The sequence below is a fragment of the Meridianimarinicoccus aquatilis genome, from assembly GCF_004358675.1.
Taxonomy (GTDB): domain Bacteria; phylum Pseudomonadota; class Alphaproteobacteria; order Rhodobacterales; family Rhodobacteraceae; genus Meridianimarinicoccus; species Meridianimarinicoccus aquatilis.
Genome location: NZ_SMZO01000043.1, coordinates 14,211 through 32,439, shown reverse-complemented (window position 1 = coordinate 32,439; position 18,229 = coordinate 14,211). Strand labels below are relative to the sequence as shown.

General features: G+C 56.4%; 18 protein-coding genes. 8 read left to right on the top strand and 10 right to left on the bottom strand.

Translation table 11 applies throughout. From position 1 onward, the window contains the following. The coding region (locus E2L05_RS15455; protein ID WP_133343785.1) for an ATP-binding cassette domain-containing protein at window positions 1-906 on the top strand (906 nt) is incomplete at its 5' end. Window positions 907-998: 92 nt separating this feature from the next. Here the strand turns inward: E2L05_RS15455 and E2L05_RS15450 are convergent. From E2L05_RS15450 to E2L05_RS15415, 8 genes are all read right to left on the bottom strand, one after another. After that, window positions 999-2,384, bottom strand: a complete 1,386-nt coding sequence (locus E2L05_RS15450; protein WP_133343784.1) for a glutamate decarboxylase — start codon at window positions 2,382-2,384, stop codon at window positions 999-1,001. Between the two features lie 416 nt (window positions 2,385-2,800). Continuing rightward, a complete protein-coding gene (locus tag E2L05_RS15445; RefSeq protein ID WP_133343783.1) occupies window positions 2,801-3,781 on the bottom strand; it encodes a 2-dehydropantoate 2-reductase in 981 nt (326 codons plus the stop codon). Then, complete coding sequence (locus tag E2L05_RS15440; RefSeq protein WP_133343782.1) at window positions 3,778-5,310, bottom strand: acyl--CoA ligase; 1,533 nt, start codon at window positions 5,308-5,310, stop codon at window positions 3,778-3,780. Before E2L05_RS15440 ends, E2L05_RS15445 begins: the two co-directional genes overlap by 4 nt. Before the next feature lie 24 nt (window positions 5,311-5,334). Then, window positions 5,335-6,090 carry an ABC transporter permease gene (locus E2L05_RS15435; RefSeq protein ID WP_133343781.1) on the bottom strand — a complete coding sequence of 252 codons (756 nt, stop codon included), beginning with the start codon at window positions 6,088-6,090 and terminating at the stop codon, window positions 5,335-5,337. A gap of 9 nt (window positions 6,091-6,099) precedes the next feature. Beyond that, window positions 6,100-6,900, bottom strand: a complete 801-nt coding sequence (locus E2L05_RS15430; RefSeq protein WP_133343780.1) for an ABC transporter ATP-binding protein — start codon at window positions 6,898-6,900, stop codon at window positions 6,100-6,102. Continuing rightward, a complete protein-coding gene (locus E2L05_RS15425; protein WP_133343779.1) occupies window positions 6,887-7,648 on the bottom strand; it encodes an ABC transporter permease in 762 nt (253 codons plus the stop codon). Before E2L05_RS15425 ends, E2L05_RS15430 begins: the two co-directional genes overlap by 14 nt. A 74-nt stretch (window positions 7,649-7,722) precedes the next feature. Beyond that, window positions 7,723-8,697: an ABC transporter substrate-binding protein gene (locus E2L05_RS15420; RefSeq protein WP_133343778.1), complete on the bottom strand. Its 975-nt coding sequence runs from the start codon at window positions 8,695-8,697 to the stop codon at window positions 7,723-7,725. 84 nt (window positions 8,698-8,781) lie between these two features. Next, complete coding sequence (locus tag E2L05_RS15415) at window positions 8,782-9,474, bottom strand: FadR/GntR family transcriptional regulator (protein WP_133343777.1); 693 nt, start codon at window positions 9,472-9,474, stop codon at window positions 8,782-8,784. 166 nt (window positions 9,475-9,640) lie between these two features. On the opposite strand from E2L05_RS15415, the gene E2L05_RS15410 reads away from it, so the two are divergent. From E2L05_RS15410 to E2L05_RS15385, 6 genes are all read left to right on the top strand, one after another. Then, window positions 9,641-10,324 carry a fumarylacetoacetate hydrolase family protein gene (locus E2L05_RS15410; protein WP_133343776.1) on the top strand — a complete coding sequence of 228 codons (684 nt, stop codon included), beginning with the start codon at window positions 9,641-9,643 and terminating at the stop codon, window positions 10,322-10,324. Between the two features lie 220 nt (window positions 10,325-10,544). Beyond that, the gene (locus tag E2L05_RS15405) at window positions 10,545-10,925 is read left to right on the top strand and encodes a hypothetical protein (protein ID WP_133343787.1); all 381 of its coding nucleotides are present in this window, start codon (window positions 10,545-10,547) and stop codon (window positions 10,923-10,925) included. A gap of 3 nt (window positions 10,926-10,928) precedes the next feature. Beyond that, window positions 10,929-11,549, top strand: coding sequence for a MotA/TolQ/ExbB proton channel family protein (locus E2L05_RS15400; RefSeq protein WP_133343775.1), 621 nt, complete (start codon window positions 10,929-10,931; stop codon window positions 11,547-11,549). 39 nt (window positions 11,550-11,588) lie between these two features. Beyond that, entirely contained in the window at window positions 11,589-12,008 is a 420-nt protein-coding gene (locus E2L05_RS15395) for an ExbD/TolR family protein (RefSeq protein WP_133343774.1), read from the top strand. Continuing rightward, complete coding sequence (locus E2L05_RS15390) at window positions 12,005-12,409, top strand: ExbD/TolR family protein (RefSeq protein WP_133343773.1); 405 nt, start codon at window positions 12,005-12,007, stop codon at window positions 12,407-12,409. The genes E2L05_RS15395 and E2L05_RS15390 overlap by 4 nt, the downstream gene beginning before the upstream one ends. Then, on the top strand, window positions 12,409-14,244 hold the full coding sequence (locus E2L05_RS15385) for a DUF4384 domain-containing protein (RefSeq protein ID WP_133343772.1): 1,836 nt from the start codon (window positions 12,409-12,411) through the stop codon (window positions 14,242-14,244). The genes E2L05_RS15390 and E2L05_RS15385 overlap by 1 nt, the downstream gene beginning before the upstream one ends. A gap of 12 nt (window positions 14,245-14,256) precedes the next feature. Here the strand turns inward: E2L05_RS15385 and E2L05_RS15380 are convergent, their stop codons facing one another. Together E2L05_RS15380 and E2L05_RS15375 are read right to left on the bottom strand one after the other, a co-directional pair. Further along, window positions 14,257-15,798, bottom strand: a complete 1,542-nt coding sequence (locus E2L05_RS15380; protein ID WP_133343771.1) for a caspase family protein — start codon at window positions 15,796-15,798, stop codon at window positions 14,257-14,259. A 4-nt stretch (window positions 15,799-15,802) separates the two neighbouring features. Continuing rightward, on the bottom strand, window positions 15,803-16,888 hold the full coding sequence (locus tag E2L05_RS15375; protein WP_243722006.1) for an OmpA family protein: 1,086 nt from the start codon (window positions 16,886-16,888) through the stop codon (window positions 15,803-15,805). Window positions 16,889-17,050: 162 nt separating this feature from the next. Between E2L05_RS15375 and E2L05_RS15370 the strand changes: the two genes are divergently transcribed. Further along, the gene (locus tag E2L05_RS15370) at window positions 17,051-18,196 is read left to right on the top strand and encodes a hypothetical protein (protein WP_133343770.1); all 1,146 of its coding nucleotides are present in this window, start codon (window positions 17,051-17,053) and stop codon (window positions 18,194-18,196) included. The last annotated feature ends 33 nt before the right edge of the window (window positions 18,197-18,229 follow it).

Sequence of the window (18,229 nt, the reverse complement as noted above, 5' to 3'; positions counted from 1 at the left end):
ACGACCCTCGCCGGCGCCCGCCGCCTGGAACGGAACCTGTCCCGCTCGTCGGCCGATCTGCGCAGCCGCCGCTCGGCCGCGCTGCCAGATGTGCCCGGCACACTTGAAATCACCAACGTGACCTTTAAGCCCCGCGAACTCAGCCTGCCCGTGTTCACCCGTCTGTCCTTTGACGTCCAACCCGGCGAAGCGCTGGCGATCGTCGGGCGCAGCGGCGTGGGCAAATCCGCTCTTGTGCGTCTGCTGACCGGTGGCAATGCGGCCACCATGGGCAGAGTAACCCTGAGCGGCTTTCCATTGTATGAACTGTCCGAGAGCGCCCTGGCAAAGCACATCGGGTTGTTGCCGCAATTTCTCACCTTCTTTGATGGCACCGTGGCCGAGAATATCGCCCGCTATGACCCTGACATGGTGCTTGCCGATGTGGTCGCCGCCGCGGAATTGGTGCATGTCATGGACAAGATCGAACTCCTCCCCAAGGGTTTGCAAACCGACATGCACTGGGCCAAGAAAATCCTGTCGGCTGGCACGTTGCAGCGGATCGCTTTGGCCCGGGCCGTTTACAGCAAGCCGAACATCCTGATCATGGACGAGCCGAACGCAGGTCTCGACCAGGAAGCCGGCGCGCTTGTGAGCCGCCTGATCAAGGCCCAGACCGCGGCTGGAAAATCGGCCATTGTCATCACGCACAGCCCCAACCTGCTGCATGCCTGTGACAAGATCCTGATCCTGGAGAACGGCACACAAAAGGCTTTCGGACCCCGCGACGAAATCCTGGCAAAACTCGCCGCAGCCTCCGCCACAAACACCAAAACAGCCCCCCACAGCGATCCAACAGCTGCACACCCAAAGGGACAAGACCGCAGTGAAACAGGGAAATCCCCGTTAGGCTTGATAAAAAGTTGATCAGGGTCCGGAATGCAAACTCTTTGCAGCTATGTACGAAAACGCCCTAAACTAAGTGCAAGGTGCGACCGGACCGCGACTCCGTCTCAGCCTTAGTGATGAAAACCGCACCCATCGTCAGACCCAAGCGGTGTTTGCGCCGGGTGCTTTTCGAGGTGTGCCAAAGCATCGCGAATATCCGCAAGCAAAAGCTCGGCCAAATCGCGGCTCACTCCATTCCGGACCAAGATGCGCTGCACCGGCACGGCGGTGCAATTCGCCGGCAAGGCATAGGCCGGAACCTGCCAGCCGCGAATACGCAGCCGATCTGCAAGATCGAACAGCGAAAATCCGGGATCCGCACCGGGCTTGATCTTCCAGCACACACACGGGATTCCCTGTTCGGGGGTGCCGTCATAAACAATCTCAAATGGTCCAAGCTGGGCAATTTCATCTGCCAAGAAACTGGCGGTCGTGTAGCACGTCCCGTGAACTGACGCGTACCCGCTGCGGCCCAGACGCAGAAAGTTGTAGTACTGGCTGACCACCTGCCCGCCGGGACGCGAGAAGTTCAACGCGATATCGCGCATATTCCCCCCAAGATAGTTCACGTAAAAAACCATTTCTTCGGGCAGGTCGTCTTCAGTGCGCCAGAGTATCCATCCGACACCCAAGGGCGCCAGCCCGAATTTATGGCCGGATGCATTGATGGACCGGACCCTTGGCAAGCTGAAATCCCATTGCAGATCCGGGGCACAAAACGGGGCCAGAAACCCGCCACTTGCACCATCGACATGAATCGGAATGTCCAACCCTGTGTCACATTCATATTGATCAAGCGCGTCTGACACTGCCTTAACGGGCTCGTACTCGCCCGTGAAGGTCACGCCGAGTGTCGGGACGACACCAATGGTGTTTTCATCGCACCGCTTGATGACCTCTTCGGCTGTCATGAGAAGTCGGCCATCTTCCATCGGAATTTCGCGATGCTCAATGTCCCAATAGCGAGTAAATTTGTGCCAGCAAATCTGAACCGGGCCGGTCACAATATTGGGCTTGCCGGTGGGTTTGCCGGCAGCACGCTGGCGCGCTTCCCAACGGCGTTTCATGGCAAGGCCGCCCAACATCGCCGCCTCTGAGGAGCCGGTGGTGGAACTTCCCACACCAGCCTTTGGGTTTGGTGCGTTCCATAGATCTGCAAGCATCTGCACGCAGCGTTTTTCGATCTCGGCTGTCTGGGGGTATTCGTCCTTGTCGACCATGTTCTTGTCGATGCAATCATCCATCAACTGGTGAAGCTCTGGTTCCTCCCAAGTCTGGCAAAACGTGGCAAGATTCTGCCGGGCATTTCCATCAAGAAGCAACTCGTCCCGGATACCGGCATAGGCGACACGCGGGGCGCTGCCAGCCCTTGGAAATTCAGATTTCGGAAGCGGGCCAAGTGCGCTTTGAGACACATAAAGTTCGTCTTCATCGGTCCCAAGTGTCGGTGTTGGCATGATATCCTCGCGTGTACAAATCAGCCCGCTGAACTTGGCACGAAAGAGGCCGGCAACCAAGGTGCCCGATGTGAAGGGTCACAAATTGCGCACAAGTCGCCGACTAGAGTACGGCACGGGTCTTGGCTCTCGCGGGTTTCAGGTGCCTTTGCTCTGAACGGTGATCACGAGCCGCAGTTAGTCTGACACCGCATGCGCATTACCCTGATCTAGGCGTCGAGAAGCCAGCGCAAATGTCCGCTGCAACCTGCCTAGGCGGCGAGCCGCTGGTTAACGCTACACGCACTGCTTCGGAACGAAATTCCGGGGTTGGTTGATGTGCCATATCGTTTCGCCTTTGCGGCAAAGTACCAATTCAAAGGAGCGGAATAAATCCGGGGCAGCCCAAGACTGTCAAAGGCATCTGCCCAGTGATGCTATGGGTAAAGACCTGCAGAGCGGGCCCGCAACTGGACCAAGGCCAAAACAGCGTCAAGCGTCGGTGTCGCGGTGCCCGTCAGCACCCCCAGCTCTTTGACAGCCCCAACAAGCGCATCTATTTCCATGGGGCGCCCTGCATCGAGGTCTTGCAGCATCGACGTCCGGTGCGCACCGACTGCGGCACCGCCATCCAGGCGGCGGTCAACGTCGATCGGAAACTTGACGCCCAGTTTTTCGGCAATTGTCTGCGCCTCGACCATCATCGCGCGGGCCACGGGGCGGGTGCCGACATCGGTGCACAAAACGTCCAGCGTGGCATCTGTCAGCACAGAAATCGGATTGAAAGACAAATTGCCCCACAGCTTGACCCAAATTTCATCACGCAATTTCGGGCGCACCGGCGCCTTGAGCCCTGCTGTAATCAGCAATTTCGACAAGGCCAGGGCACGGTCGGATTTCGTGCCATCAGGCTCGCCCAAAGAAAACCGATTGCCTTCTAAGTGTCGCACGGTGCCGGGTTCGCTGACTTCGGCGGCAGGGTAAACAACGCAGCCCAACACGTTGTCTGGACCTATCCCATCCCATTGTGCATTTCCCGGATCGACCGTTGCCAACCGCGTGCCTTCAAACGGGCCGCCAATCTTGTGAAAATACCACCACGGCACGCCGTTGACCCCGCTTACAAGCGTGCTGTTTGGTCCGAGAAGCTGTTTCAACAAAGGAACAACAGGCGGAACGGAATGCGCTTTCAGCGTAACGATAACATAGTCTTGGACCCCCAGTTTTGCGGGGTCTTCACTGGCCTTTACCGGCACGGTCACGGGCTCTGATCCATGCTCTAAAAGAGTGAGCCCCTTGTCCTGCATCGCGGCAAGGTGCGGGCCGCGCGCAACAAGGCTGACATCTGCCCCCGCCTGCGCCAGTTTGGCGCCCATATAGCCACCGATCGCCCCGGCGCCGAAAATACAGACCTTCATCGCGCGCCAAGTCCCAGTTTTTCGGCCAAACCAATGCGCTGCATCTTCCCTGTGGCCCCTTTTGGGATTTCGTCCAGTATGACCACGTGGCGCGGCACTTTGAAATCAGCCAAACGTTCAGCGGCAAAGGCGCGGATCTCTTGGTCGGTGGCGACTTGGCCTTCGACCAAGACGACGGCCGCTGCGACCTCTTCGCCCAACTTGGTGTGTGGGACTGCGAAGGTCACAACTTGGGTCACCGCCGGATGATCCAGCAAGATGCCATCAACCTCAAGGGGGCTGATCTTTTCGCCGCCCCGGTTGATGATCTCTTTCAGGCGTCCGGTCAGGCGTAGATACCCGGCGTCGTCGATCGCCCCCTGATCCCCAGTGCGAAACCAGCGCAGACCATCCGCCTCAAAGAAGTTGGCGGCGTTTGCGTCAGGGTTGCTTTCATATCCCAGTGTGACATTCGGCCCCGAAATTACGACCTCACCGGTTCCCGCGATAATTTTGTTTTCAGCTTCGTGGGCAATGCGCACCAATGGCCCCGCAGCCACGCCCACAGAACCGGGGATTTGTGCGCCTTCGGCAAGGGGGTTGCTCGTCATCTGATGGGTGGCTTCGGTCATCCCATAAGCTTCTATGACTGGAGCGCCAAACGTGTCGGTCAGCGCGGTCATCACCTGGGCTGGAAGCGACGCTGACGACGATCGCAGGAACCGCAATGGCGATTTTGCGATAACATCCGCATTGCGTGCGGCACGTGAAAGTATCGCCTGATGCATCGTTGGGACAGCCGTATACCAAGACGGCTTGGCGACTTTCATCCAGCCAAAGAACTTCAGCGCGTCAAAGCCAGGGGCACACCAGACCGAGGCACCCGCGGCCAGCGATGCCGATACCGCAGCAATCAATCCATGGATGTGGAACAATGGCATCACATTCAAGCACCGGTCCGCCGATGTCAAAGCAAGAGACGCTTCAATGTTTCGGGCTGAGGCGACCAGATTTGACTGAAGCAGCGGCACGATCTTGGGCCGCGATGTTGTGCCGGACGTGTGGAGGATCAACGCCGTGCTATCGGGTCCGGGTGGTCCTGAACTTGGCGACTCCCCCACATCCCCGTCTGGCGAAAGGCTAAAGACGCCCGCCGGATCAGACGGATCAACGTGAAGCCGTAAAATACCCACCCCGCATTGCTGCGCCGCTTGGACCGCTGGTCCTTGATCATCCGCCAGAACGACAAGTGCCTTGGCCTTCAGGTCTTCGAGATAGAATGCATATTCATCCAACCGATAGGCTGGGTTCAGCGGGGCGGTGATTGCCGCCTGTGCGATGGTCACAAAAGCGGCTGCCATTTCTGGGCCGTTCGGCAATACGATCGCGACACGGTCATCGCTGCCGATCCCGGCATCGTGCAGTTGGCGCGCGACCTGATCGCTCAGCTCCCGCAGTTTTCCATAGGTCAACCAATCACGGTCCGGGGCACCGATGGCGACAAGGTCTGGGTCATGCGGCGCGAGAAGAGATTGCAGAGTCACGGACATGCTCGAAGCCTACTTTTTTTAAATTTATGAACGGTTTGCGGCATAGTAGGACACTCTCCGTTCTAAATATCCCAAGAACTCGGAGATCGAGAACGCGAGAGCGAACAGCACGATAAGAACCGCCCAGAAATGCGACATCAGAAAGTTCGATGCATAGAGTTCGAAGAGCGCGCCAAAGCCAACGATCGATATTAAAAGCTGACCGATGATGACGCCCTTTACGGCACGGATGACACCAATCCGCACGCCGCCAAGAATTTCTGGCAAGGCAGCCCAGAAATAGACCTTGGTAAATGCATCGAACTGCGATGCGCCGAAGCTTCTGGACATCTCGATCAAGGATCGGTTGATCTGACGCACGCCCGCACGCGTGTTTAGAATGATGATCCAAATGCCGAACAGCGTTGTCGTAATGATGATAGATTTCATTCCGAAGCCGAACAACACCATCAGAACAGGCACCAATGCAGTCAGCGGCGCGCTGACGAAAATATTGACCCACGGCAGCAGCAACTCGTCCAACAATCGACTGCGACCCATGAAAATCCCTACTGGAATTCCGATGGCGATGGCAAAAAAGACCCCGGCCAGGAACGCCTGCGCAGTTTCGGTCAACGCTTTGACGAAAGCAGGCGTGCCGATGATCTTGAACAACGTCACGAACACTTCTGACAAAGGCGGAACGAAGAATGTCAAACCCGTCTGGCCGATTATTTCCCACAAAAGCCCCCAAATCAGAAGCGAAGACATATTGGGGAGCTTGTAACCCATGATCACCATGATCGGCCCCTATTCCACATAGGCGCGCAAAGACGCCCAAATTTGATCAACGATATCAAGATATTCAGGCTCGCGGGGAATGTTGTCGACGCCCTTGGAGCGATCAATCTGAGGGCGTATCATTTCGTGCACACGACTTGGTCGGGGCAGCAATAGCGCGATCTGATCCGAACAATAGACCGCTTCTTCGATAGAATGCGTGACGAAGATGAAAGTCTTCTTTTCATTTGCGACAAGCGACAGAAGATCTTCCTGAAACTTGCGTCGCGTCTGTTCATCAACGGCCGAGAACGGTTCATCAAGCAGCAAAACGTTGGCATCGACCGAGAGGGCACGAGCCAAACCAACGCGCTGGCGCATGCCGCCGGAAAGTTCGTGGGGGTACGCATTCTCAAACCCCGCCAACCCGACGCCTTTGATATACTTTTCCGCCTTATCCTCGCGTTCTGATCGGGGTACGCCCCGCAGTTCCAGACCGAAGGCTACGTTCCGCATCACAGTTGCCCAAGGCAGAAGCGCGAAGTCCTGAAAGACGAACGCCCGGTTGGGGCCAGGGCCTGTCACGTTCTTGCCGTTAACAATAATTTCGCCTGAATCGTGTTTCAGCAACCCAGCGATGATCTTGAGCAAGGTCGTTTTCCCGCAGCCGGATGGCCCAAGGAGCGAGGTGAGTTGGCCGCGCGGAAAATCCAGCGACATGTCCTTAAGAGCTTCGACCGCCCCATAATTCTTTGAAACGCCGCGGATTGAAACGGCGATGTCTTGCTCTGTCGGGTGTGCGTTGGCGAAAGCCGATTCAGTCTGTGACATAACCACGATCGTTTCCTTTGAAGAGATAATTTTCTGTCTTTTCCAGCAGGTTCAGGAACAGAACTGCGAGCACGATGATTGAGAAAATCGCGGCATACATACTGGGATAGTCAGCGATAGACCGGCTGTAGGATATGATATCACCGACACCTGTTGGAGTGATTTTGAGTTCTGACAAGATGGCGCCGATGAAGCCCGCAGAGACGCCAAGGCGCAGACCTGAAAAGATCATTGGGCTGGCAGCAGGGATGATGATCTTCAGAAGTATCTCGTAATCTTTGGCCAGAAATGACTTTGCCATTTCTTTCATTGACGCCGGTGTGTTGCGAACTGCGCTGCTGGTGCTGAGAACGATGACCGGCATCGACATGATGCAGACAACGAAGACTTTGGATGTCAGTCCGATCCCATAGGCCATCACCAACAGCGGGATCAAAGCGGCCAATGGCGCGGCTTGCATAACGATAAAGATGGGCGAAAACAGCCAGTCGAAACGCGCGCTGAGGCCGATCCAAAGCCCAAAGCCAATCCCGAGAAAAGTTGAGATCGCAACGCCAACGACCAGCGGTTTCAGGGTTTCGGCATAGGCGACGAAGATGCTTCCGTCAAAGGTCATTCTGGCGAGCGCCGCCATCGATTCAAGAAACGTCGGAAAGGCATAGCTGACGGGAATCCGGCCAGCAATTTCCCACGCGCCAAAGACCAAAAGTGCCGAAAGTACCTTTAGATAAAGGGCTCTATTTTGCATGACGCCTCAGTATGTTGCAGAAATAAGTAGGGGGCTGTCACCGGCCTTGCTCGTGGCCAGCGACAGCGGTCCGTTTACTTCGTTGCGGCGTCGAGTGGTGCCATATACCAAAAGTCGTCGATATTCAGTTCAGACGGATCGCCGTCCAACTGACCCGATGCAGCATACCATTCAAGATCAGCCATTGCTGCGGTGCGCCCCCCGCCATTGGGGTCATACAATCCGCCAGCGACCGCTTCCGTGTAAAAGCCGTCAAGCTGTGCCAGAATCTCAGCCGGAAGTTGCCCGATCGGGCCGTCCGGATTGGTTTCACGGCTTACAATGGTTGGATCCTTAGCCACGTCCTGCCACACGCTTACCAGCGCTGCGACCAGAATATTGACCTGATCTTCGTTCTCTTGAATCCAGTCGAGATTGGCAAAAAGCGCTTCATCACTTGCATCCACGTCGAACATGGGCAGCACGTTGAAACGGTCACCTGCCTCGGCTATAATTTTGTTCTTGTTGGACAAATCAAGAATGGTTGCTTCTGCCTGACCTGCCAGCATCGCAACAACACGGTTGGATGAGCCGGGCACATAAGACCGTTCCCCAAGTTCGATTCCCATGCGATCTTCGATAACGTTGGCGATTGAGTCCGTCCCGCCACCGCGCGAGTGCAGCATGATCGGCTTGCCATCAAGTTGGCTAAGATCGGTGTATTCTTTTACTGCGACGGGAAAAAACTTCAATTTCGACAGTTGGAAAATGATGCGGATCGGCGCGCGGCTGCGCTGCATTGCGGAATAGGGCGTTCCGAAACCAATATCCATCTGGCCGCTGAGAATGGCTTGAATGGCGAGTTCTTCATCGGAAAACGCGGTCCATTCATAATCCAGCCCGTTTGCCTTGGCCCGATCGAGTGCAACAAAAAATGCCGCAAGCTCGTCAGATGGTGTTTCCGCCAAAGCAATTCGAAGCGTTTCTGCTTGCGCACCCGAAAATGACACAGCCAATGCCAATGGCGCGGCCAAGGCTGTTTGTGCGATCGTCTTTACGAAATTTCTCATGGTTCTCCTCCCAGTGAACTCTGATTTTGTTATTTTTGCCGAGGCGACACTTATATGTGCTTGTCCCCGATCATTTTTTTGGACTTACGACTCTCCGAAAAGCCTCCCCGATACGGAATGCAGGTGACTGCGCATCGCCTCATATGCAGCGTCCTTGTCGCGCGCGGTGAGCGCCGCAAAGATCGCCTCATGTTCTGCGAAACTGGTGTGATCGGATGACGGCCGCACGCTATCCCTAACGACACTGCCCCACGAAACTGCCCGGCGCACAAGATTGAGCTGCTCGAACAGTGAAACCAGCAGCAGGTTGTCGCTTGCCGTCGCGATTTGGTGATGAAGCAGATCGTCGTGCTGTTCATATTCGGCCCAAGTTGTCGCGTTCCGGGTCCGAACCATTGCGCGCTCTATCAGGCGCAGGCTTTCCGCCGATGCATTGATCGCGGCCTCGCGTGCAATCGCCGGCTCGATAACCAGACGTGCGCGGACCATTCGAAAGGGTGTCAGTTTCCTGCTGATGTCTAGTATCGAGCTTGATACATCCGACTCGGAGTCACGATCAGCGACAAAGGTCCCTTTGCCAACATGGCGCCAGACCGCCCCTTCGCGCTCCAACGCGTCCAAAGCTTTGCGCAGTTCAGTACGCGACAAAGCCAGACGTTCGGTCAACTCCCGCTCTGCAGGCAGTCGATCTCCTGACGAATATCCCCCTTCAGAAATGAAGTTCCTCAGCCGGTCGACTGTTGGGTCCGCTTTGATTGCCTTGTTGTGCTGGATCACGAAACCCTCATTTGGTTGACCAATTTCGGCAAGCCGCCTGCTAAACAAGACTCACCATTGCCGATCAAATCAAAAGTATCAATGATTATTTAGATTGGTTGGGATTGATCCACCCTGCCTAAGCCGCTATCCAAGGGGTCTAATTGCTTGAACCGGGAGCCCCTAAATGTCTGAATTTGTTATACCAGCACCGACTGCTGCAACGATTCCTGTCGCTGGCGGCGGGGTATTTCCTGTGCGCAGGGTCTATTGTATTGGTCGCAATTACGCGGCCCATGCGGTAGAGATGGGGCATGATCCAGACCGCGAACCACCTTTCTTCTTTCAGAAGAACCCTGATAACCTTGATGCCTCTGGTAGCTTTCCATATCCGACACAAAGCAGCGACGTGCATCACGAAGTAGAAATGCTCGTGGCACTGAAATCCGGTGGAACAAACATCAAATTGGAAGACGCGCTGGATCACGTATGGGGCTATGCGCCGTCGCTGGATATGACGCAGCGCGACTTGCAGGGTGTCGCGAAAAAGATGGGGCGGCCTTGGGAAATAGGCAAAGCGTTCGAACGCTCTGGCCCGGTGGGCCCTTTGCAGGCGGTCGCGGATGTTGGACATCTAGACAGCGGCAAGATTGAACTTACCGTCAATGGCGAGGTTCGCCAGACGGGCGATTTGAACCAGATGATCTGGAAGGTGCCAGAGATGATCTCGTACCTGTCTGACTTTTTCGAACTCGCCGCTGGGGACGTGATAATGTCTGGCACGCCATCTGGAGTCGGGCCGGTTGTTGCCGGCGACACAATGGTCGTGACCATCGAAGGTTTAAACGATCTGACCGTTAAGGTTGTCTAATCCGCATGGCTGCATCGACCCCCGATGCAGCCATGCTTTATGCGCCGGAGTGAGTCTGACTTTGAATTGGGCCACCAATCCGGCACCTGCCCCCTCCCGGCTAAAGCAAAGATTTCTTGACCGGCCCGCGCTTATCTCGTTGGCTTGGGTAACGCGAGCAATGGGTGGAGGAAACGACGTGCGAATTGCAATCTTGGCTGCGGCTTTGTCCGGTCTGACCATGGCAGGGCAACCGGGCCTTGCGCAAGACGGCCGGTTGACCGTGGAATTGAACAAGTTCGAAGATAGCGACGGGACTGGCTGCCGCGCGTTTTTCCTGTTCCGCAACCAGACGGGCATGGCCTTGGAAGGTTTTGAAGTGTCGCTTGCGATTTTGGATCAAGACGGGGTTATAGATCGCCTTTTGACGATCGACGCCGCCCCCCTGCCTGCCTCTCGCACGACACTCAAACTGTTTGAAATTCCGGAAACCGGATGCGGCGATATTTCAGAAATTCTGCTGCATGATGTGACAAGTTGCAAACCGCAGAACGAAGACGAAACTGACTGCTTCGCCCTTATGGATCTCGTCAGCCGGGCTCCGGCGGCGCTTGTAAAATAATCCATGGCCGGACTTTTGGAAGTTATGGTCGCCGGCGGACCGATCGTGATGATCCTTGCGGTTTTGTCGCTTGTGTCACTGACGGTTATTGCAGCAAAGGTTCTGCAACTCAGCGGCGTCCTGGCTGGCGATACCATCCGGGAAAAGGCGTTAGCGCATTGGTCGCAAGGCGACAAAACTGCGGCTATGGCCGAGTTGGAGCCAGGCAAGTCGGCAGTTGATCGACTGTTGCACCAAGCGATGACTGGCCTTCGTTCCGGGCTTCCGCGCACATTGCTTGATGCCGATCTTGAATGGCGCGGAAATGCCGAAATCGCTATCTTGAACAAGAACATCCGATTTCTTGAACTGACGGCGATGGTCAGCCCGCTGATGGGGCTTCTAGGAACTGTCTTGGGCATGATCCAATCGTTTCAGGAACTCGCCCTTGCCGAAGGCGCAGCAAATGCGTCGCTTTTGGCGTCTGGGATATGGCAGGCGTTGCTGACCACTGCTGTCGGACTGGTCGTCGCGATCCCCGCAGCGATTGCTGCAACACTGTTGGCGGCACGCGTGGAAACCGTTGCAAACCGGATCGAAGCCTCCATCGGGCGGCTTTACGCGATCGAAGATCGGTTGTCCTGACACCTCTTCTGTCGGCTGCTGAGAAAGGAGCTTGAAGCGATGCAGATCACCCGCACGAAACGTCACGGCGTGGTGGTCTCGCTCGTGGCTATGGTCGACGTGCTGATGATCATGCTTGTCTTTTTTATGGTGACATCGACTTACCTTGATCTGGACATGATCCCTGTCGCTGAGACTGGCGAAGATACGTCGCCACAGACAGCAACCGATGCCGAAGCTACACGCCCCATTATGCTGCGGATCGGCGCAGATGGGCGCAGCTATCTTGGCGGGCGTGCGGTGTCTGTTGCGGGCCTGTCAGAGCAATTGTCAGACATTGTAAGGCACAATCCCGCGGTCGAAGTTCTGGTGCTACCCTCTGGCCAGGCTGATGTTCAGGCGCTTGTGTCCGTGATGGACAGCATCACGCAATCGGGCGTAACAAGAATGCGGATCATCAGGTTAGAGGCGCGCCCATGAAGTTGGCCCGCCCGCCCAAGCGCGCTGCGCCAGAAACCATCGTGGCGCTGATCGACGTGGTGTTCTTTCTTCTGGTCTTTTTCCTTTTGGTTGGCCGGATGGATGCGACAGCTCCGTTCGACGTCACCCCGCCAATTGCATTTGAAGGCACCGATATGCCCGGCGGCGGCGCAACACTTGCAGTGTCAGCAGACGGTCAACTGGCCCTCGACGGGACTGAGCGCACGCGCGACGGTGTCATCGAAATGCTTGGAGAACGGTTAGCTGCAGATCCCGGCTTGCGAATTCGTATCAATGCGCACGCAGGCGCGGCGCTGAATACTGTTCTTCCACTCGCCGCAGAGATCGAGGGCATGGGGGCGCAGGATGTGGTTCTTGTCGTCACCCCCGGAGCACCCTGATGCGCTGGCTTCTCGCCATTACCGTTTCCGCTCTGGCGCATATAGGGCTGCTGATCATCATTGCGGTAGCTGTGGCACCGGATCCTGTCCCACAACAGCCAGCGGCTCAATCCCGGCTCGATATTTCCGCCTATGCGGTGGATCAGACCGACGCCGTCGCAACTGCACCCGAAGGCGAACGCACAGCCGAGCAAAAGCAAATTGGCGCAGCGATTGGCGGTGCGGTCGTACCAGTGTCACGGGCAGAACCTGCTGCCTCACCTTCATCGCCTGCGGTCGCGACGGATCAATCCGGTGTTACAATTATGGCTGTAGACATAACTGCGCAGTCGGCTGACGTCAGCGATGCGGTGCGGCCTGATGAAGGACTGGTTGCTGCAACTGTTGAACCCACGACAGCCACAGCCGTTTTGGCCCCAACGCCAAGCCCCCTTACGTCAACCCCAACCGCTTCACTTGGCTCTGATCAAGTCAAGGGCCTGCTGCTGCAATCGAGTACCGCAGTATCGACCCCGCCCGATACAACCACGATTGACGCCAGCACCCCAAGCGGGTCCAGATCCGCGCCCGCTTTGGCCGCCCCCGGCATCGTGGCATCGCCCCAAAAGGCTCCCGCAACGGCGACGGCCGCTGCACGGCAAGCGCCGACCGTGCTCGCAGACATTTCCCTTTTGGGCGCAGCAAAACCCGCCGGGGTTGCCCAGTTGCCAACAGCGATGATCGTTGTCGGGGACCTTGGTGAAGAGACTGGTGCGGTTGTGACAACATTGCCGCCTGCAAACACCCAATTGCAAGAAGTGCAGCCAGCCTTTGCCAGCATCAAGCCAGATCAGGACGTGCAAACCGCCGTTGTGACCTCAGTGCAGGAAAACACTCCACAATTGGTCGGAATGTCCCTGCCTGCCACAGTTACAGCCAGTTCGGGACCGTCGGCGCAGGAAGTGGTTGGAGCATCGTTGCAAGATGAAACACGCCCTGCGCAAACGGCTGTGCCCGAGGCGGCGCATATGACTGCCGCGCTTGTGTGGAGCGGTGACGGAAACGGCCAAGTAGACCCAACATCTTTGGCCGCAATCCAGTCGTTCATGCAGCCGGGCGATCTGGCGCAAAGCGGGGTGAATTCTGGTACGGCTCGGGACGGGATTGCGCAGCTTCTCTCGTCTGTTCCCTGTGCGCGGCTGCAAACCACGTTCGTTCCGCCGACAGGTCATTTGGAACTGCGCGGCCATATTCCGGAAGACGGCTTGCGGGCTCCGATCCTTGCCGCACTGCAAAATCAGATTGGAAGCTCCATTCCCGTCTCTGACAATACGCTGATCCTGCCGCGCCCGACGTGTGGCGCACTTGCCGGGATTGCCAATGTCGGCTTGCCACAGTCGACTGAACAAGACAAAAATCCGCGCGTTGTTGGACCCGACACACATGCGCGTGTCTACAGGTTCAAGGAAAATGATCGATTGGCGTTTGACCTGGTTGGGCCGGACTATCCGGCATACTTCTATATCGACTATTTTGACGCGAATGGCATGGTTGTGCATCTTCAGCCGAATGAAATTGTCTCGCTTGCTGAAATAGAAGCGAAACAATCCTTGGTTATCGGGCGCGACGCCCAAGGACAGGCGGCGCTGGACATTCGTGTAAGTCCCCCGTTCGGCCAAGAGATCATGGTCGCGTTCGCGGCATCAACGCCGCTTTACGAAGGGGTGCGCCCCTTACAAGAGTTGGCAGCGCCATATCTTGAGTTCTTGCGCGATCGAGTTTCTTGGACGCGTGCAAACACGCCAGATTTTAAGGGCGAGTGGGTCTATTTCTTTGTCGAGACAAGCAGTCGCTGATAAGAAAGCCTCTTACTGACATCCGTCCTGCGCCCAGTACTTCAAGTTGTGTTTAAACCCGCCACCAAGGGGATGGGTCTTTGCAAGCGCGGGCGCCTCTGCGGCCAGGTAAGTCTGCGCTTGCGTACAAAGGGCCTCGCGGGTCCATTGATGGCACGTTGAACATGTCGCGTCCTTCCAGACGCTCTCTGGCAATCCCTCAATCGGTGGGTATGTTGGCGAACCGGTTATCAATGATTCAAGACTGTTCCCTACAATCCCGGCCCCCCCGGTCTCAAGGGGACCGTTGTATGTGATCACTGACGTGGGTGGAACCATGCCGGGAACTTCAGGTACAACGACCTGCAACGCTCGGTCGCCGCTTGGAAGAGCCGCCATGGTAGTCCCGCCCTCCTTTTCCTTTAACAGTGCTAGCTCAAACGCTGCCAGTTCCGCGTAAGCGCCGGATGGGTACGCATCGACATAAGCTTGATAGTCGCTCGCCTTGCCAGATTTACGCGCCGTTTCAATGAGCGCACGCTCGGTATCTGTCACCTCTGCCGCGATTTGCGTCGATCCACTGAGCGTGACCGAGGTTGGTGCCGCAGGTTCCTTGTCAGGAACTATCGCGGCTTGTTCCGATGGTGAGGGCGGCGACAACTCAGACACCATAAGCGCGTTGAGCATTTCACGGGCTGGGCCTGCAAATTGACTGTCGGGGTAGGCGCGCAAAAAGAGCAAAATCTGAAGCGGGTCTTTGGTGTCCCGCACGGCTTCCCAAGTCATACCCGCATTGGTCATCGGCGCGGGAGCGGGCACCGGCGCGGCCTCAACAAAATTGAAATTGCCGGTCAGCGACGAGGCATCCCACGGCACCTGAGCGCCGCCCGTTTCTTTCAGAACTTCGATGCGGACCGCTTTGAACAATTGTTCAATCGGCATGCCGGGTTCGGGGATGTTCTTGAGCAGTGCTTTGGTAAAGGGGCTATTGCCATCGAGACCATCAAGCGCAACCGCCCCCGGCGCTGTGGAATAGGACAGAAACGTGCCGGTCGGGGCATTCATTTCCGCCAGTCCATTGTCATCCATATCAAGGATTGTCTCAAAAGGATTATCCCTGCACGCATCAAGGATCACGATGTTGGTCTTATTCCGAGCCGATTTCATCTGGCGCAAGACGGATTCAGCAGCAATTGCGACGAGGTCCAAGTCAGCGGCGTTCTTGAGGGCGGCATCGACCGGGACCAGATAATTTGTCCCGAACGATTGGACGCCGTGCCCCGCGTAATAGAATAACCCGGTCGCATCGCGGCCAGCATCCCGCAAATCCTTGCCAAATTTTGCAATACTGAAGTTCAGCATGGGCTGGCTTGCGTCGAGCAGCAGCGTCACGTCGAAACCGGCCGCTGTAAGCGTCGCGGCCATGTCATTTGCATCCGTCACCGGATTGTCGAGCTGTGCCACATTCTCATAGGCGCTGTTTCCGATCACCAAAGCAATCCTCGGCTCTGCCGTTGCAAATGTTGCCGCGAATATCGCTATGAGTGCGATTATGGACGCAAATTTTCGTTTCATTATTTCAGCCATCTGCCACTGCAAACTCAATTCTGCGATTCCGCTTCTTGTTTTGGGCACTATCGTTCGGAACCAAAGGCTGGGCCTCGCCATACCCAACGCTGGTAATGCGTCCTGCGCCAACGCCTTGCGAAACAAGGTAGCTTACAACCGATGCGGCGCGCCGTTCAGACAAAGACTGGTTCGCAGAGGCGGCGCCATCGCTATCTGTATGTCCGGCCACAATGATGCGCAGCCCGGGACACCGGCTCACGATATCAGCAATACTGTCGAGCAAGAACGAGCTTTGCGGTTCCAACCGAGCACTGCCAGAACCGAAATTGATATTGTCTGTGCGGGACAAAATTTCAAACCGCCCTTTGCAAGCCGCCAAATCAAAATTACCTTGCGGCTCGATGGCAGCTTTGGTTGGTTCGGCGATCACGGGTGCCGCAGCGACCAAAGGCGCAGTTCGTGTTGTACGCGAAAAAATGAAGTCAAAGCTTACCGTCGCCGAAGGCAAGATGCTTACACTGGCCGCTTCTTCCAGTTTCGCCACGCCGCTATCGAGATCGAACAATGAGGTCGCCACCGAAACCGGCGCGCTTGACGCGACTGACACAAGGTCAGACGTGATCAGCGTCACAGCCACCTCTGTTGTTGCTTCTTGCGTAATACCGTGCAGGGACAAGGTGTAGGTCAGGGGCACGATCTTACGCCGCAGTTGCGGCAAATCCGCAAGCATTTCGGGGTCTAGCTGCGCGGTGATAACGGCCTCAGGGTACTGAAAGGTTTCAAAAAGCAGAAACCGCATGCGCACATTGCGTAAATCAACCTTTGTGTCGATCGAGTCCAATAAGATGTTGATCGTCGCCAGACCATCTTCGGAAATCTCGCCGTTAAATGTGGCGAATGTGCTGGATTCGACCTTTGTTTCGTTCTTCACCGATTGGAATCTTAACACAGACGCATCGGGTTGAAGCGTCCAGCCCGCGTCAAATGCCCCTTGCGCTTGCACGGCGAGCGGCGCGGCCACCAAGCCCAAAGCGAGGAACGCGGCCAAATGAAAGGCACGCAACTTGGCCCAAATGCTGGTTTGAAACGATGTCAACGGAGCCTCCCTCGGTTGTCTGATCGTTGTCTGGCATACGAACGCCACGACTTTCTTTAACTAACGTTATCCCGTTTTGCGCAAACGTACCACACCGCAAACAAATTGCGATTCCATGAAGCACCGTTACAGTCGTGGAAAGAACTGGGAGTGCGCGCAAGTATGCAGACAGAGAGCGAAACTGAAATCGAGATCGGCAAACTTGAGCACGACGTTGATCGTTTCTATTCCTTGATACGCACAGAATGCACTGAAATAGCCGGAATGCTCTATCGACACTTGGGGCAAAATGGGGCGCGGATCAACGCAAGCCAAAGACGGTTGACGGCACTTTCACGGGACGTAGCCGGTCTGCGGCCGAGGCTCGGTATGATTGAGGCGCGCTTGATGCGTGACGCAGCGCAACAGGCCGAAGCCGAAGGCGGCAGGCCCGTCTTGCCCCAACGCTGGTACGATCTGCGCGTCCGGGCCAACAGGCTGCAATCTGACATGAACCTTTGGCACGAGGTGGGTGCGCTGATTTCACGCCAGATTCCCCCCAAGGCCACGCCGCTATACTACGCTTATGACGGGCGGCCAGAGCCATTGGTCACACAGGCGCATGTCAGCGACGCGCTGTTCACCAGCCTGCACAAACTGCTAAATCCGCTGCAACAATCCGAAGAATCGCAACAACTGGGGTGTTTTGAAGACATCGGGCTCGCCAACAGTGTGTTTCTTGAGCACGCCCATGTGGCCTATCGAGTTTTTCTTGCTCAGCGGCACCGGCACCCTGCGCGATTTCTGGACGTGGGATGCGGCGTGGGGCTGAAAGTCGTCTCTGCCCTCGAGTTTTTTCCCAGCGCGGATGGACTGGAATACGATGCAGGGTATGCCCGGACGTCCAAGGCATTGTTCAAGGCAATGGGCCTCGCACAATGCGGGTCCATTCATGGCGATGCCGTTAGCTTTGACAAATACGCTGACTATGACGTCATTTATTTTTATCGCCCCATGCGCAACGAAGAGGGCTTGAAAAAGATGGAGAACCAAATCGTCGAACACGCGCGGCCCGGAACAATCCTGATCGCGCCCTATCTTAGCTTTGCCGCGCGGCACCAATCCCTGAATTGCGGCCAGATCGGGGGAAGTGTGTTCATCGCCGGACTGTCACAAAAAGAGACGGATGAACTTGCCCGCGCGGCGGAGTTCATTGGCCCACACGTCAAAAGACGCGAGACCCGCGTACCAAGCATATGGGAACCAGTTCTCGCGGCGAGCCACGCCAATGGCCATGGCATCCCACGCGCCACCCGCATCACGGTGTAGTCAGACACCGTCGAACAAGCCGGAAGGGGGCGA

Excerpts from the sequence above, each read along its gene's own strand:
- E2L05_RS15385 (WP_133343772.1), top strand. The coding sequence starts at position 12,409 with ATGCGCTGGCTTCTCGCCATTACCGTTTCCGCTCTGGCGCATATAGGG.
- E2L05_RS15420 (WP_133343778.1), bottom strand. The coding sequence starts at position 8,697 with ATGAGAAATTTCGTAAAGACGATCGCACAAACAGCCTTGGCCGCGCCA.
- E2L05_RS15445 (WP_133343783.1), bottom strand. The coding sequence starts at position 3,781 with ATGAAGGTCTGTATTTTCGGCGCCGGGGCGATCGGTGGCTATATGGGC.
- E2L05_RS15410 (WP_133343776.1), top strand. The coding sequence starts at position 9,641 with ATGTCTGAATTTGTTATACCAGCACCGACTGCTGCAACGATTCCTGTC.
- E2L05_RS15400 (WP_133343775.1), top strand. The coding sequence starts at position 10,929 with ATGGCCGGACTTTTGGAAGTTATGGTCGCCGGCGGACCGATCGTGATG.
- E2L05_RS15450 (WP_133343784.1), bottom strand. The coding sequence starts at position 2,384 with ATGCCAACACCGACACTTGGGACCGATGAAGACGAACTTTATGTGTCT.
- E2L05_RS15395 (WP_133343774.1), top strand. The coding sequence starts at position 11,589 with ATGCAGATCACCCGCACGAAACGTCACGGCGTGGTGGTCTCGCTCGTG.
- E2L05_RS15390 (WP_133343773.1), top strand. The coding sequence starts at position 12,005 with ATGAAGTTGGCCCGCCCGCCCAAGCGCGCTGCGCCAGAAACCATCGTG.
- E2L05_RS15430 (WP_133343780.1), bottom strand. The coding sequence starts at position 6,900 with ATGTCACAGACTGAATCGGCTTTCGCCAACGCACACCCGACAGAGCAA.
- E2L05_RS15440 (WP_133343782.1), bottom strand. The coding sequence starts at position 5,310 with ATGTCCGTGACTCTGCAATCTCTTCTCGCGCCGCATGACCCAGACCTT.
- E2L05_RS15425 (WP_133343779.1), bottom strand. The coding sequence starts at position 7,648 with ATGCAAAATAGAGCCCTTTATCTAAAGGTACTTTCGGCACTTTTGGTC.
- E2L05_RS15405 (WP_133343787.1), top strand. The coding sequence starts at position 10,545 with ATGGCAGGGCAACCGGGCCTTGCGCAAGACGGCCGGTTGACCGTGGAA.
- E2L05_RS15435 (WP_133343781.1), bottom strand. The coding sequence starts at position 6,090 with ATGGTGATCATGGGTTACAAGCTCCCCAATATGTCTTCGCTTCTGATT.
- E2L05_RS15370 (WP_133343770.1), top strand. The coding sequence starts at position 17,051 with ATGCAGACAGAGAGCGAAACTGAAATCGAGATCGGCAAACTTGAGCAC.
- E2L05_RS15380 (WP_133343771.1), bottom strand. The coding sequence starts at position 15,798 with ATGAAACGAAAATTTGCGTCCATAATCGCACTCATAGCGATATTCGCG.